General features: G+C 54.1%; 9 protein-coding genes and 2 pseudogenes. 5 read left to right on the plus strand and 6 right to left on the minus strand.

What is annotated here, in order from left to right:
* Positions 1-982: 982 nt before the first annotated feature.
* Together RVM24_RS08795 and RVM24_RS08800 are read left to right on the plus strand one after the other, a co-directional pair.
* Positions 983-2,299, plus strand: a complete 1,317-nt coding sequence (locus RVM24_RS08795) for an IS1380 family transposase (protein WP_061333422.1) — start codon at positions 983-985, stop codon at positions 2,297-2,299.
* 232 nt (positions 2,300-2,531) lie between these two features.
* A pseudogene (locus RVM24_RS08800) lies at positions 2,532-3,137 on the plus strand (IS630 family transposase); the annotation flags it as partial.
* 53 nt (positions 3,138-3,190) lie between these two features.
* Here RVM24_RS08800 and RVM24_RS08805 read toward each other — a convergent pair.
* The 5 genes and pseudogenes from RVM24_RS08805 to RVM24_RS08825 all read right to left on the minus strand — a co-directional run bounded on the left by RVM24_RS08805 (position 3,191) and on the right by RVM24_RS08825 (position 8,203).
* Positions 3,191-3,733, minus strand: a complete 543-nt coding sequence (locus RVM24_RS08805; RefSeq protein ID WP_061333423.1) for a YqiA/YcfP family alpha/beta fold hydrolase — start codon at positions 3,731-3,733, stop codon at positions 3,191-3,193.
* 165 nt (positions 3,734-3,898) lie between these two features.
* Positions 3,899-5,268: pseudogene (gene ltrA, locus RVM24_RS08810) on the minus strand (group II intron reverse transcriptase/maturase).
* A gap of 545 nt (positions 5,269-5,813) precedes the next feature.
* Positions 5,814-6,767 (minus strand): TraI domain-containing protein, encoded by a 954-nt coding sequence (locus tag RVM24_RS08815; protein ID WP_061333425.1) that lies wholly within the window; start codon positions 6,765-6,767, stop codon positions 5,814-5,816.
* Positions 6,754-7,977 (minus strand): tyrosine-type recombinase/integrase, encoded by a 1,224-nt coding sequence (locus RVM24_RS08820; protein WP_061333426.1) that lies wholly within the window; start codon positions 7,975-7,977, stop codon positions 6,754-6,756. The genes RVM24_RS08815 and RVM24_RS08820 overlap by 14 nt, the downstream gene beginning before the upstream one ends.
* Positions 7,970-8,203 (minus strand): hypothetical protein, encoded by a 234-nt coding sequence (locus tag RVM24_RS08825; protein ID WP_008170356.1) that lies wholly within the window; start codon positions 8,201-8,203, stop codon positions 7,970-7,972. Before RVM24_RS08825 ends, RVM24_RS08820 begins: the two co-directional genes overlap by 8 nt.
* 128 nt (positions 8,204-8,331) lie before the next feature.
* On the opposite strand from RVM24_RS08825, the gene RVM24_RS08830 reads away from it, so the two are divergent.
* Both RVM24_RS08830 and RVM24_RS08835 read left to right on the plus strand, forming a co-directional pair.
* Positions 8,332-8,589 (plus strand): helix-turn-helix domain-containing protein, encoded by a 258-nt coding sequence (locus RVM24_RS08830; protein WP_061333427.1) that lies wholly within the window; start codon positions 8,332-8,334, stop codon positions 8,587-8,589.
* Positions 8,590-8,918: 329 nt separating this feature from the next.
* Positions 8,919-14,444 (plus strand): site-specific integrase, encoded by a 5,526-nt coding sequence (locus tag RVM24_RS08835; protein ID WP_058091378.1) that lies wholly within the window; start codon positions 8,919-8,921, stop codon positions 14,442-14,444.
* On the opposite strand, the gene RVM24_RS08840 is transcribed toward RVM24_RS08835, so the two are convergent.
* Positions 14,422-15,282 carry a hypothetical protein gene (locus RVM24_RS08840; RefSeq protein WP_058091377.1) on the minus strand — a complete coding sequence of 287 codons (861 nt, stop codon included), beginning with the start codon at positions 15,280-15,282 and terminating at the stop codon, positions 14,422-14,424. The two genes, RVM24_RS08835 and RVM24_RS08840, sit on opposite strands and share 23 nt — an antisense overlap.
* A 264-nt stretch (positions 15,283-15,546) precedes the next feature.
* Between RVM24_RS08840 and RVM24_RS08845 the strand changes: the two genes are divergently transcribed.
* Complete coding sequence (locus tag RVM24_RS08845; RefSeq protein ID WP_058091376.1) at positions 15,547-15,798, plus strand: hypothetical protein; 252 nt, start codon at positions 15,547-15,549, stop codon at positions 15,796-15,798.
* Positions 15,799-15,937: the final 139 nt, after the last annotated feature.

The raw sequence follows: 15,937 nt of genomic DNA on the forward strand, positions 1-15,937 counted from the left end.
CATCTGTGTGATGACGACTTCGAGGATCGGCCTGGCTGCTGGTCTGTTTCAAACGATCCGTCCGGGTACTAGCACTCTGGCAATCTGCCGCCACGGTCTCGCTCTACTCCCTTGTTCGGTGAACACCAAAGCGACTGCGTTCCCGCAGCACCTCGATGCACATCCCCGCCCCGTCGGGCAGCTTGTGAACGCAGCGTCCACCTATCGCTCGTCGTCCGTCATGCTCGTTAATGACTTCCGCCCTTCGCATCCAACCAGAGCTTTTGACCCTGATCGGCCCGCTGAACCTCCGCCAGCGGTCATTCCGGTTTTGCCCTCCACACTGTTACCAGGCTTCTCGGGCCGGAACTTCGTCACTACTACGGCTTCATCTGCCACCTCACACCCGCTGCGGCCTTGGCTTTCACCTTGAGCCTCAGCGTCCGGTCGAACCGGATAGGGTGCCAGGCTTCCCCGGTTACTGCACCGGCTCCCTGTTAACGATGCCACCCTCAAACACAGCCCAGGTCTGACTGAGTATCGGGCGTCGCGCTATTTTGCACGCTTACCCACCTGGACTGCCGAAGCAGGTTCACTTGCGTTGTGTACCGTTAACCTCCTATAGCTTCCTTCAGACCCTGCCGTTAGCCAACAACGCCCTTGCCAGTCGGATTGTCTTCCCCTCAGCCGGGGTGACGCCACCTTCTTTCAGGTGGCCGGGTTTGCCGGCTTCGCCGGGCAAACAAAAAGCCCCCCCCCTTAACAATAAGGGAGGGGAGCAGGTCTCCAAGGAGATCAACAACGTCTTACCAAGCCAATAATCTCTAAATCAGCTTGCAATCGAAATCCTTTAACTGCAACTATTATCCAAGCGCTGCAAAAGGTTTGAAACCTGAATCCGTGAATCCAACGAGCTGAAGTCGCGCCCCAAGCCTGCAATAGCAGGATCTTGAGCGATATAATAGCCCCTGACATTCATTCACCCAGTCAGTGATGTTGTCTCATGCGCACCTTCACCCTCCAGCAATCCCGAACCGAAGTCTATACACCCCACGGCGGACTGGCCCTGGTGGGCCACTGCCTGAACCGGCACACGTCGCTGATCAAAACCGCTCGCACGGTCGTCAAGCGCCACGGTATTCCGAACATTGAGCTTATCCGCACCTACCTTGGCCTGATTACGCTGGGCAAGAGTGATTTCGAGGCGGCCGAGCCGGTACGAACAGATCCGTTCTTCAAATCCGCTCTGGGCATCAAGCAGTCGCCATCTTCAGCCCGTTTGCGCCAGCGATTTGATGAAGATGCCCAAACCCTGACACCACTGCTGGATGATGCCAGCGTTGAATTTCTTCAGTCCGTCGAAGCGCCGGTGTCACCACTGGCGATGGGCCACGTTGCCCTGGACATGGATGTCTTTCCCATGGACAACAGCCAGACCCACAAAGAGGGCGTCAGCTACACCTACAAGGGTTACGACGGCTATGCACCCATTGCCGCGTATCTGGGCCAGGAAGGCTGGTGCCTGGGTTGTGAGCTACGCCCTGGCAGCCAGCACGCCAATAATGGATTTCTCGACACCCTCAAACGGGTTTTGCCCCGAGCCCGGGCATTGACGGACAAGCCCATCCTGCTGCGCCTGGACAGTGCACACGATGCCCGCGACAACCGCGACTTCCTGCGCGAGCAGGAGCAGGTCGATTTCCTGATCAAGTGGAACCCTCGCAAACAGGATCCCTTGGCTTGGGCAGACAAGGCCCAAGCCCAGAAAGCCTGGTCGCTGGACCGCGACGGCAAGATGGAGGCGGTTCTGTCAGAAGACCTTCCCGATGAACCCGGTCTACGCCAAATCGTTAAGGTCGCTGTTCACACCAGTGATGCCGCTGGCCAGTTGTACCTGGAGCCGGAGGTCAGTGTTGAAGGCTGGATTACGTCCCCGTCTGCCGATGTGGCCAGTGAGCAACAAGTCATGACTCTGTACAGCGATCACGCCACCAGTGAGCAATTCCATAGCGAGTTCAAAACCGACCTGGACCTGGAACGCCTGCCTTCGGGCAAGTTCCACACCAACAACCTGGTCATGGCCTTCGCAGCGATGGGTTACAACCTGCTGCGCTGGATGGGGCTGAGACTGACGGCCCCGGATGCGCCGGTACGCCATCCGGCCAAGCGACGCCGCCTGAGAACGGTGATGCAGGAGCTGATGACCATGGCCTGTCGCCTGGTGCACAGCGGCAGGCAGTGGATCCTGCGCTTTGGTCGGCACTGTCCGGGGTTTGCCGTTTACCGCGACCTCTATGGAAGCCTTGCCTCCTCCGGTTAAACCAGTTTGACAACAGTCGCCACCTTAAAGCCACCCGGAAAACCATGCCGGGGCAATCCGCTATTGCCTGAACACCATCTGTTGATCACAAAACAGCCAGTTTATGGCAGCTGGTCGACTTTGCACTACACCTTTCAGCTATTCATGGGTCTAATCTGTTCAGATTTTGCCCGTATTACCCCAGCTTGCGCTTTGCGGGGTATATTGGCCTGCGAAGTCACTGATTCAGGTGTATATGAATCCGCCTGACCGGGCCCTGGTCCTGTGTGTGGACGAGAAAAGCCAGATACAGGCGCTGAACCGCACTCAGCCGGCGCTTCCGCTGTCGTTTGGTTACTCCGAAACAACCCGAACACACGACTACGTTCGCCATGGCACGACAACTCTGTTTGCGGCCCTGGACGTTGCCACTGGTAAGGTTATCGGACGCCTTCACAGGCGACACCGTACCAAAGAGTTTCTGGCGTTTTTAAAGGAGATTGACCGGGAGGTTCCGGAGGATCTGGATATCCACCTGGTCATGGACAACTACGGGACCCACAAGACCGAAAAGGTGCGAGCCTGGTTCGCCGCAAGGCCCCGCTATCACGTGCATTTCACGCCAACATCAGCATCGTGGGTCAACTTGGTAGAACGATTTTTCGGCCTGATCTCAGAACGTTGGATCAAGCGCAACTCGCACTGCAGCACTCGCGAACTGGAGGCTTCTATTAAAGACTACCTGGCCCGATACAATGACGATCCCAAGCCTTTTGTCTGGCGTAAGACAGCGGATCAAATCATTGAATCAATTGCTCGTCTATCCGATAAGCTTAATAACTGGACGAACTTTTGGTAAGGCACACTAGTGAAACCCAGTCTCCTTGCGGTTAACCTCATCATGCCAGAGCGTTAATCCTGCACATGCTCCCGAATCAGCTCCAGCGCCTCTTCCATATGTTCAAACCGGTGGCTGCCACCCTCAAAGCGATGAACCGGAAAATAATCCCCAAGCACCCTGGCGGTGTCTTTCCACGGAAGCAGTTCATCCCCCTGGTCCAGCAGCACAAGCCCGCTGCCATAGTGGGTGAAAGGGTAGTAGCTTGAAACCACGTCGTCTGTCAGTTGATAGGCCTGGCCCTGATGATCGACACCCTGCCCTATCCAAGGTCTGAGACTTTGGGCAGGCTCCGTCACCGGATTGATGGCCACAACCGGAATGCCGGTTTCAGCTGCGAGAATACCTGCCAGCCATCCTCCCATTGAAGTTCCAACCAGAAGATCCGGGTTCACTCGCATCAGCTTGTCCAAGCTCTCTTCGATAATGTCTTCCGAGCCTTGGGTGTAGTCGATGTCGTGACCATAGACAGGGCCAAGCCTGGCGAGCGTTTTGAGTTTGTCGCTGGTGATATAGAAGCGGCTGGCGAAGCCGTGGAGGTAGTATATTTTCAGCATATCCTTCGCTCGGAACGCAATGTTTTTCCTGACCTTAGCACCGTTGGGGAGTAAATGCCTGCTCCATAGCCTAAGTGCTGCCCCTACGCACCGTGAGAGTAGGAGGGGGAGTTGCCTCCCCCGTCCTCTCACACCACCGGGCATACGGTTCCGTACCACGGCGGTTCACGGTTGGCTCTGAAGCCGAACCATCGTATCCAGCAAGCTTACCAGAGACAGGCCATTGAACACCTTCTTGGGCAGCGCCGCGTTCATGTGAGACGCGCCACTGTTCCACCAGGGACCACGGCCATTCGTTGCGCTCATCCAAGCCCGTTGCTCCGTCAGACCGAGCCGCATCAGATTGCGCGCCCGGGTATGGGCCCGCTTCCATTGCTGCCATAGAATCAGGCGATGTCGCCGCCGTATCCAGCCATCCAGTGCCTCCACCGAGCGTTTCGAGGCCGTCAGGCGATAGTAATTCGCCCAGCCTCGGAGAACCGGGTTCAACTTCTGGATAGTTGTCGTCAGCGACTGCCCGCGAGATCGCTTAAGCAGCGGACGCAGCTTGGCCATGAAGGCCTTCAGGCTCTTCGGTGCAACCCTCAACCTTGCCTGCCTTTTATGCCAGCTTACGCTGTAACCCAGAAAGCTCCGGCGCCATGGGCGATCCACAGCACTCTTGTCTGTGTTCACTTTCAGGCGCAGAGACCGTTCCAGGAAGTGGGTGACGCTGGTCATGATCCGCTCACCGGCTCTTCTGCTGCGGACATAGATGTTGCAGTCGTCCGCGTAGCGGCAGAACCGGTGTCCCCGTCTCTCCAGCTCCCGGTCCAGTTCGGTCAGGAGCACGTTGGAGAGCAAGGGTGAGAGAGGGCCACCTTGCGGTGTCCTTCTCGTCTCGGGCTGACCAACCCACCTTCGAGCATGCCGGCTTGCAGGTAACGTCGGATCAGGGTGAGTACCCGTCGGTCGGTGATGCGACGGGCCAACAAGCCCATCAGCACATCGTGGTTGACCCGGTCGAAGAACTGGGCCAGATCCAGGTCGACCACCCAGCGGTGGCCGTCATTGATGTGCCGTTGCATCGCCTTGACCGCCTGGTGGGCACTTCGACCAGGGCGGAACCCGTAGCTGTGATCCGAGAAGGTCGTCTCCAGCATTGGGCTTAGTGTTTGGTGAAGCGCCTGTTGGATCAGGCGATCCTGCACCGTCGGGATACCCAGTATCCGTTCGCCGCCTTGCGGCTTGGGGATACTGACCCGGCGCACCGGCTGGGGATGGTAGTTCCCGGCCAGCAGCCGCTCGCGCAGCGCTGGCCAGTGCTGTTGCAGGTGACCCTTCAGGGCTGAGACCGGCATCTGATCGATACCAGCGGCACCCTTGTTAGACACCACCCGCTGATACGCACGCATCAGGTTCGGGCGCTCAAGCACCCGTTCCATCAGCGCATTCGGCTCCGCGTTCGTCCACGAGTGAGCCCCCGCGTCTGCCTCGACACGGACTTCAGTATTTGCCGGGTTCCGCCCGACCCCTTCCTGAAGGCCCTGACCCATCCGAGTCGCTTCTGTCTTCATAAGCACTTCACGAGAACTCACCGCCTACTGGCGGCCAACCATGTTCGGTCCTTCAGTACGCGGTGACGCACCTACTATGACCTCGGCTGAGTTCTGGCTCCCCATCCCCACCCCTCGCGGGGTAAGTAGCACAAAGGCAGAGAACCAGACTTCCCAGGGTAAGACACGTGACCTTCACACTTATGCCCGCCGCATCTACGTCCACACCTTCCGTGCAAGTATCGGGCTTTGGCGATATTGGCCGCCTTACCCGGTGTGACCGCCTCCTATGCGATTTCTGTTCGTCGGGCCAGTGCTTTGCCTGCGGCTTCCTTCAGATTCCACCTCGCGGTGGACACCCTTGCCGTCCGGCTAGTGGTTCCCCTTGCCGGGCCCACAGGGGAATTGCACCCCCAAGTCATCCGGCCAGCACCACCTGTACCGGAACAGCGCCCGTCAAGGCGCTACGCGCCATGCCTGGCGCACCAAAACAAAGGGGTGTGGCCCCAACATGCTCACACCCCTCACTGTAGTTTCCATCAGCCTCATCCATGAGCTTCTATCGATGGCCGCCAATAGGTGTTGTTTCCCAGCCTTCCAAAACCGATTGGTTGGCGCTTTCGATAGGCCTTCCGCTGATTGTCAGCCATGGCACTCTGGGCATCGGCGTCCCGAACATAGCGGGCAAGCGTCATGACAGGGTTGACTCCGTAGCGTGCGCCGGGTGAGGCGCAAGTCCAGATGTGCCTGAGTGCAAGCGCTGCATCAGGGTCTACCTTGTCGAGATACGCCAGACCGTAGGCGCAGGCCTCCAAGGTCATGTCGGCGTGGTCGCACAACCGTGCGGTTGCGGTCGGCTTACCCCACGTATCATAAGTGTAGGTCTTGCCAATATCGTGCAACAAGCCAGCGACGAAGCCGAGCTCCTGGAGTTCTCGAGGCATATCGGGTTCATTGGCCTTGGTCATAACCAGTACGTTCTTCGCAACGTCCAGGGAATGAGCCAGCAGCCCGCCGGGTTCGTTGTGATGGTAATGCCTGCTCGCCGGCGCTTTGAGGAAAACCTCCAATCGGTCACGGCGCTCCAAGACTCGCTTAATGAACATCTGTAACGGGGCTGATCGCAAAGAACGTACCGCAGCCACCAGCTGATCCAGTGACTCCGGCTTCGGGCAGAATGTTCGTGGCAAAGTCTGCAATGCAGGCAAGTTGACAACGTCTGCCTGTAACGGGCGGCGGATATCGTTCAGCAGGATCTCACTTTCCTCCGCACCAACACACACCTGACCTTTGACCACAACCAGATCCATGTGACCCAGGTGCTCTGGAATCAATATAGAACCCATTACCGCCAGAACCACGATGTCGCTGACACAGCTGCTCAACCGAAGCTTCAGGTACGGAATACCTTCATCATCAAAGCAAGCAACACGCCCCGTTAATCGGTAGGTGCCTTTGAACGTCTCCTGGGTCAACGGTCGCAGATCATTCAGTTTCACCACCTACCTCCTTATCGTTTTCAATGACCCGGCTCTGAATTAGGCGCTCAAAGGCACTGCCATCCATCCGAGTCAGGTTTGGGATATAGCGGGAATACACTTTGAACAGCATTTCCGTGGAGGAATGGCCGAGGGTTCTGGCCACCCATTCCGGGTTCTCACCGGAGGCAAGGAGCAGTGTCGCCCCCGTGTGCCGCGTCTGGTAGGGACGACGTTTCTTTAATTTGAGATGCTCCAGCAGCGGGTACCAGACACGCTTGGTTACATTGTTATGGTCCAGTGGCTCTCCCAGCCGATTGCAGAACACGAACTTACTGAGCTTGCCAGTCGCCTCGTACTGGGCCTTGAGCGCACCGTACACCGGGCCAAACATGGGGATTTCCCGCTGAGAGCCATCCGTTTTGGTATACTCGGTCTGACCATGGATGAGGGTTTCTCGTACCAGGATTTCCCGTTTTTCGAAATCCACATGTTCCCACTTGAGGCCGTCAACTTCCCCGGTGCGCAGGCCTGTGTAGAAACGCACCAGATAGTAGTTACGGTAATCTTCCCTGACCGTTTCGAGGATCTTTTCTACCTCATTCAGGGAGAACGGCTCGATGTGCACCTTCTGCTGTTTGAGCGGTTTGATGTTCAGATAGGGATTGGTGAAGTCAAACCGCTCAGCCGCCTCCGTCAGAATCATCCGCAGAATGGTCATGTGGCTGTTGATGGTTTTGGGCGCTATCAAACCACTCGCTCCCCTTCCCTTCCTCCGAGCCATCTTGTTACGCGCAGCCAGAATGTCCGGCTTGGAAATCTCGCCTACCCGTTTATCTTTGAAGGCTGGCTTCAGAGAGCTGGCCAGAATGGACTCCACATTGCGAGTGTGGGAGTTCCGCCACTGGATTTTCGATTCCAAGAACCACTGGTCAGCGAAGTCTGTGAACAGAGGAGAAGTAGATTCTGACTGACCAAGAACACCCTCACCATTTTTGGGAAGGACCCCAGCGTCCTCCAGCTTTTTAAGGTTTTTGCTTCCCGGAAAGAACTCGGCGTAGTCAAAATCCCCGACCAACATTTTGGCTTCCATTCGCTGGATCAATGTCTCCAGCTGCTTACGGTTGCGGGCGGTGTCACTCAATAGAGTCTGCTCCCTGCAGCGTATTCCTCGGTACCGGAAATCGATAAAGAGCTTTTTTGTATCGACGCGTGCTCGCACCTTAGCCATGACAAACACCTCCGCTCGCCATCGGGATGGCCAGATTGTTTTGAGCCATGCTGAGCATGTCCTCCTCAATAATCTCCCAGATGTAGAGGATTTTTCGGCCGCCAAATGGACGGATATAATGTTTACCTTCTAACAGGACGCTGTCTTTCAGACACTGACGGATGGTCCGGGGGTCATACTTGATACGCTCTGATAGCTCTTCAGTTGTCAGGTACGTGTTATTCATGAGAACATCTCCTTTCGCCAATCAATGATCAGTTGACAACTTTTGTTATCACTTGATCATCAATATACGTCCTATTTCGATAATTGCAAGTGGCGTTTGATACTTTTTTTTATCAAAAGAGCAGAGAGATGATCCGTTTCCATTTGAAGGAATTGATAGCAGATAAGGAATTTGCCGAGAAACGACGAATCACTATTGGTGAAATTGCTAAGGACACCGGCATCAACAGGATGACTCTGTCGAAAATCATCAATCATCCCGGCCACAGCACAGTGACGGACAACATTGATAGGCTATGCACTTATTTCGACTGTTCGGTTGAGCAATTAATCACGCACATCAAGGAAGTCTCGGACGAGTCGGAAAGATCTGACGGCGTAAAGTGACTTTCTTTCTTGGCATGAGGGCGGAAGCTAATGCCCCGTGCCCCGGAAGACTTACGGTCAACAACGAAGAGGGGCCAAAATATCCAAATCGGAAATTGGCACGCATAGGGCACGATGAGGGCACGGAGAAAATTTCAGGGTCAGAAAACAAAAAAGGCAGATCAGTAAGTAACTGATCTGCCTTTCTTTTATATGGTAGCGGGGGCTGGAGGTTATGAGAAGGACAGCGATAGCGACTTATAAATAGTCGCTAAAATACCTAAGATTGCATTAAATCACATGATAAGTGATGATTGCTCATAATTTCGCCATGGCATTAAGAGCAATCAATGACAAAAGAAGTGGCGCAGGATTGGCACAGATCTTCGGTGGCTGTTGCGGACAATATGACCTTAAGGCTCGGAGAGCGCTTTGGTGACCTGTGTCATTGGGCGGTAGATCAAGGACTGGAGTTTCCGGTCGAGCTGAGTTTCCACATCCTAGGCTTAGACGAGTTCACGGTTGGCTTTGAAAACCTGGTGCAGGAGTTACGGCATCCTGAATCCGAGTCCATCCTCTCAGACTGGTCATTCAACCCAGTTGTCCACGAGCTGAAGAAATTCGCTGACGGGTTTGCCTCTGATTCAAGGTTACCCAAACTCTACCCCAGCATTGGGCACGGCGGGGGTGCTAAGAGGAACAAGCGACAGTTCAAAGATCTCGCAAGCCGAACTTTTTTGTTGAGCTTGATTGTTAACCCGCTGGCCGCTAACACGGATGAAGAAGTCTTTTGTAATCGACGGCGCTTGCGTATCTGGCTCATTGGTCAAGCAGCGATTCGGCTCATTGATTTTGATTGTGTTGCAGATACCTCCGTTAGCAGTGCGGCCAGGTTCTTACAAGCCGACTCGCTCGACAGTCGTTGGGCATTGATTGACGAGTTACTGGGTAGAACAAAGAAGCTGATCGGCTCCGCTCCAAATTCCTTTGAGAACTTCACCTCTGCAATGGAGAATGCGGCAGGTGTGATGAGGGAAGTAAAATCTCGCCCGAAAAGCCATAACGAATTTCTCAATGCGATACTCTCCATCGCGAGCGGCTCGTATCACCAAATCGAATCGCGAACTTCAGCAAAAACCACTGCGATTCCCCTTCATTTAAGACCCAAGCCCTCCCCGATTGATGAGTTGCCGTTCGAGTCTGGAGACTCGACGTACAGTGTTATCCCCTCGGTTTCTGATGACGATGAGGGCGAAACCTTTTCGTACGTCACCGAAGTTGATCCAACGGATAGTGCGGCCCAGCAAACTCTCAGCTCCGGAAGTGTGTTCATGCAGACGATGGAGCTGGCCCATTATCTGCCGTGGACCTGGGATAGCCTTTTGCCTCCTGAGGTTCAGTTGGTCGAGTCCTGGGTTGAGCGCACATTGCAAACGATGGACAGGAGAGACCGGTTTGGCGGTGTTCTGGTTTGGGCAGCCATGCAGTTATCTCGGTCACTTCAGCTGGTTGAGCGAATACCAATTGGAACCGAGATGACCGATGAATGGAGTCTGAGCCCAGACTTCATGTTTCTGAAGCGGCGATCGCCGAGACGCCACAGTGCGTGGCGTCCTGATGAGGTTAGTCGGAATCTCGTCGAGCCATTCCGTGACGATCTAACCATCATCGTTCCAGAAAGGATTAAGCAGTCCCTGGAGTGGGTGGTTGATGCCAACGAGTCTAGTACGGAGCTAACCCTAGGGGCGGTTTGGAGTAGGCTGTCGGAGATCAAGCTGGAAACCTGGTTCAATGGCCAGGCTGAGAAGCACTTTCCTCGGGTCACCAGCGCAAAGTTGGCGCAATGCAAAGGTCAGCAGTTATTCGGTCGAAGCGGCGACTTCAGCTTTTCGAGGTTGTTGGCGTCACATCCGAGAAGCGCACTTCCGGGAGCTTGTAGCTACGCTACTTGGGACGTTAAAGCGATCGAAAAAGGCTTACAGCTAGAAGTAACGCAAGGGCCCAACGAGCAAGATTCCATTCATGTGATGGGAAGTCTTCTGGCCCCCCTTGAGTCGGTTCTGTCCGAGGAAATTCAGCAAGCCACGGAAAAGCTCGAGCAAGCAAGAGGACGAGGGCTTGTTTTTTATCACAATACGATGGCCCAGTACGTTGTAACGGCACTTTACGCTGCAAGCGGCGCCCGCCCGTTGAGGGATCCGTTTGAATCGATTAATCACTTCTCGTTTTCGCGCCAGTGCGTCTACATCAACGACAAGAATGATGACGGGCTTCATAACGGTCGTTTGGTGCCATTACCGCAGGCTGCGATGGAGTTGCTGACGCTCTATCTTAATCATCTGAACCACTTGAGTCAGGCTATCGGTACCCACCGCCCAGAGTTTGCGGAACAAATTGCTGAAACGGCCCAAAGACGTCCGGCCATGCCAAGCATACCGTTGTTCTTTCTTCTTGATGATCATCTTCGCTGGCACTCCATGGCTGATGCAGCTGATCTGGGTTGTTCGCTGTTCAACTGGGGGCTGCCCAATAACTTGTTTCGCCATAGGTATGCCCAGCGGCTATTGAAAGAAGGGGTTGACCCGGAAGTCATCGAAGGGTGGATGGGGCATGCGGAACGCGGGGCGGCAAGTTATGGTGATTTTTCCGCCCGATGTTGGGCAGAAGACGCTAAGAACTATCGCGAAGTGATTGAACAGGTGGTCCGTTCACTGCCATTTGCGCTTCCAGCATCAGTCCAGCAGCCTCCCCTGCTGTTTCTAGCCGAAACCCCACCAGGAAGCTATAGAGAGCCCGAAGTGTTTGGGCAGAGAGCCAGAGCCCGTGAGCGAAAGAAAAAACTCAAAGCCGCGATTCAACAAGCCCGTGCAGATATTGAGCTGATCCTGAATGGGCGATCACTCAACGAAATCCGTGATGACGAACTGGTCCGGCTGAGTAATCGGATGCTGCTGAGAGAAAACCACCTGCCGCACCCGCAGGCCAGTGTTCGTTTTCGGGTCTTTACCAAGCTCATGACACAACCCGAGCAAGAGACCGATTCTATAACTGAGCCCGAAGGTGGCGACCAGAAAGTACGGGATGGCGCGCTGGCCTCTGGCGCAGCAAGGCAGAAAATACTGAAAAAACGGATCATCAAGGTCAGCGATGAGCGATCATTGATGAGTCCAGACATTGCAGCGTCTCTGACGGTGTGTGACCGCTTGCAACACTGGGCTGAGTTAACAAACAGATCCTCTTACAAGGCGAAGCTGTCGAAAACCCGTGCCCTTTGCCTGGGCGCCGTGCTGTTGTCGGTGGAAAAGCGGCTCGGATACCAGCAGTTATTGCTCGATGTGATCAAGGGAGAGAATTTTCGTCTGATTCAACACAAGCGTCAGTATTTCTTTGAGTACAGCGAAACACTTACGTCCGATGATTTCGTCACGCCGGTTCAGAGGCTTGAGATCAGTTTTAAGGTCGCCAGCTTGCTGGCCCACGGGCGGGGTAAGAAGAACGGAGCCACTCTGCCGGCGCCCAAGGAGATAACCGAATTCAAGGGCCTGTTGGCGATCTATCATGACAACCATTCAGGTCATCCTGATCCATCAATGTTGGAACTGATTGACTGGCTGTGCAATGTCATCAATCAATCCAACCTAGCTGATATGCCTGGCATCGTTGCGGCAGCGTTGAGTGACCGCGCGCCACCCACCAGTGTTTCTCTATGGGATTTCGCCCGCATCCTTCATGACCGCGTTATTGATTTGCCAAGTGACGAGGCTCAGGCTGCCGAACTTCCGTCAAGACTTCCAACGCGCCTACGAGATCAGGAAACCGATAAGACTCGACTCCAGGAAAATGCCAAAACCTTCACTCAACTCGTTACGGCTGCGTTGAATGATTATGAGCCGAGACAGTCCAAAGCCCTTGAGTGCGATAAAAGTATTCAAACGATTTGCGAGAACTACCGCGGCTTGATCAGCCCGAGCATGATTCTCAGTGGTCTATGGATTGCCGATCATGCTCGGCGTGGAAAGGCTAAATGGCGAAAGAGATTTGATCCTTTCGCAAAGAACACGTTGACGACTTATTGGAGCTTGCTGTCCCCGGCCGTTCGGGGCTTGCTGTATGACGTTGATTTGGTGGGCCTCGACAGCGATGAGATCACGGAACTGTGCGCTGAAATGCTGGAGTACAAATCTCTAACATCCCGGTACACCGGAGCGTTCGGGAAAAGACTCAAGGATTTTTTTAATTGGGCCTCACGGTACGGCGTGGCCTCTCCTGAGTGGGGTGAGCTGGATATCGCCAGTGATTATCGGTCGGTGAGCCCTGGGCTGATCACTGAAACTGAGTACCAGGCTGCGCAACAGGTCATTCAGGAAGACTGTAATCTGAAGGTCGATGATAAGAGGATGCTGGGATTTGTTCTTCTCCTGACCTACCGATTTGGCTTGCGAGCCAAGGAGGCAATCAATCTATTGCGCAGAGATTGGTGCGAAGACGACCGATTCCGCTGGGTTTTGGTTCAAAATAATCAATACCGAAAACTGAAAAGCAAACCAAGCCGCCGCGCTGTGCCTTTGCTCTTCTCGCTGTCTGAGATCGAGCAGGATCTCATTGATAGTGTTCTGGCCCGCTATCAAACGATTGCCTGGCCAGAAACCAACCGGCCCATTCTCTGTGAAACCTCAGACAAAGGGGTTCCGGTGCTCACCAGTCTTGCGCCGCGGATATCCGAAGCGTTGATTCGTATTCTTCGCAGTGTAACGGGCAATCCCACACTGGTTCTTCATCACAGTCGCCACAGTTTTTACAACCGGATCGTTCCAGCGCTGTTCGGCCTCGATAGCCCTCTGTCGTATAAGCTGACGGACGCGCTCGATCATCCCGCCCTAAAACGTTTGATACTGGGTGAGGCGGTTGGCGTCTCACGTCGCAGTGCAATGGCAGCAGGCCGCTTGATGGGGCATCGCTTTCCGAGTACAGGGCTCAAAAATTACTGTCACCTGGTGACGGATTGGATCGATCAGTTGACTCCGGTTGTCCACCAGCGGACCCACAAACTATCCGGAGCTGTTCAAATCTCCGAACTGCCAACGAGACCGCCAACAGCATCTCCGGAGATGGTTACTGCGCTGGATTACCCGGCCCCTACTTTAGGTGCCCTCTTGAGAACGCTTCGGCTTGTGGGGTTGGGGCAACGCTACGAGCGGGCCGCAGAGCTCATGAAGATTCATCCTAACGTTCAGGCGCAGTTGAAGTCGGTCATCAACCTCGCAAATGATCGCATGAGGTTTAGTTCACCCACTGACAAAAACGTAAAACTGAAGGGTGAGGATTGTCCTAATGCTCTGCTGGAGACCCTTTCGGATCAAGCCTGGAGTAGATTGATCCATCACGCTGAGTCTTTAAGTGAAGAAAAGGTCCTTGGTTGGAGCGGTGTCTCGGCCGATTACCTGGATGAACTTCGCTACATGGTGAGCCCAAATCGCCAGCTGCTCATGTACCAGGCTTCACATTTCGCATTGGCAAAACACGTTACGGATTTGTTTCAAGTACCGAGTAGTCAATTTAAGGTTGTTGCAAAAAATGGACACGCGGAGATCATGACCGAAATGCGGGCTGCTGGTTTCGATGTGCATCCGGACTCCTCAATCAGATTCAACCTGGATGGCTTTCCAGTGTATATGAATGATCGACGCACGAATGCTCGCGTGACCGACTATGGCGGCCTGATACTCTCGCGATCTAAGACTGGAATTGTGCGCAATTCGTTTGAGCTCGCTCTGGCATTTCTCGCTGTCGGTGTACTGATCCAAATAGACCCCGGCACCATCAGTACCGCCCAGGGCGACAGTCAGTGGCGCTCTACAGCGCCAACTGACTGCTAGCGATTTTTGTCTGAACCTCCCCCTCGGTAACTGGCCGGATATCCTTCACGTAGCGTCTGACAACGCCTCTGAGGTCTTGTCTCTTGCACACGGTTACCTCAATAGCCTTGATGGGCGCGAGAAAAGCTTCAGCAGCGATGCGCAGCTGGTTTTCCTGTTCAGCGGTGTATGTGTCTGTGCGGTCCGTCTGAGGTTGCCCCATATCGTTGAGCTTCCGAAGAAAGATGGATAAATCGTCCGCTTTGATCCCATCGGATAGTGCCAGAAAAACCTCGTCACTCGAGTCTATGACCTCCGATAGGGCCGGTTTGATTTTGCCCTGAATGGGAAGTGATTGGAGACCTGAATTGGGAAACGAACACTCAAACGGTGCGGTGATTGTCTGATTTTTATGTTGTCGACGGTACTCTGTGGCTGCCGCCCCCACAAACTTGCGTTGCTGGGCGGTAAGATTGCTCGAGGGCGGTGAGAAAATATCCGCTCCGAACTCCAGAATTGACGAGGTAAACTCTAACAGTACCTGACGCAGCTGCTCTATCGTATAATCGCCGACGTGCCCTGATGCCGAGTTTACGAGGAGAAGGATAAAAAATGGGTCTGCCGGATCCCAAGCTTCTATTAAGCAGTCTTGGGATGTAAATGTCAGTTCGTTCTCCAACATGAACGTTTCGGCATAATCCTCAAATAACGCACGCACCCCTCCGAGGAAATTATCGAGCGCAGGATTTTTGGTGCGCTTCCGATTAATACTGTAAACATGATCTGAAAGTGGACTAAAGGCGCTGTTTTTTAGTCGGATGGACGTTATGATGCTTCCTAACGAATGAAGTTCCTGCATGCATGATCCTCAACATTGGTAAACTTGGGAACACTTTGAATTTTCGTCTGTGTATAGACTTTTAACACACGCAGTGAGCCCACTGAGGAGTGGACGGCCATACGCAGGCGTTCTTGTGTCGTTTTGGAAACTTTGGGGTTTTTCCGCACATTTTTATGGGATGTCGAACATCGAATGCAGCAATGTTGAACGGTGTCATTCCCAATCTGCTATGGATAAAACTGCTAAATTTGGGCGAAGATCAGGATTGAAGGCCTCCCTCCGATGGATGATCCCGCAGAGAAGACTGGCAACATCGAAAACTACATCCGGCATTTAGCCCGGCAGAATGGCGTGACTTATCAGCGACTACCTGATGACGACATTGCCACGGTTGCCACTCGCCTCACAGGCGACGAAGTTGTCACTGACGATGTTGAGGATCTGATTGTTGCTCTGCGCAGAGCCAACGTGATCAGTGGCGAGCAGATGGTGGAATTGCTAGGTCGTTATTTGCGAAACACCTACAGCTCCTGAGGAGTGGTTGGGTCCCATACAAACTTAAGCGGCGTTGTGCCTATTAAGGCCCGAATGGGGAATACTGCGATCGATCTTCTCGGACGCTCGTGTCCCATTTTACAAGAGCTCATTTTTCGTGGACGTGCCTTAAGAGAAG

It is taken from the genome of Marinobacter sp. KM021, from assembly GCF_050707965.1.
GTDB classification, from domain to species: Bacteria; Pseudomonadota; Gammaproteobacteria; order Pseudomonadales; family Oleiphilaceae; genus Marinobacter; species Marinobacter shengliensis.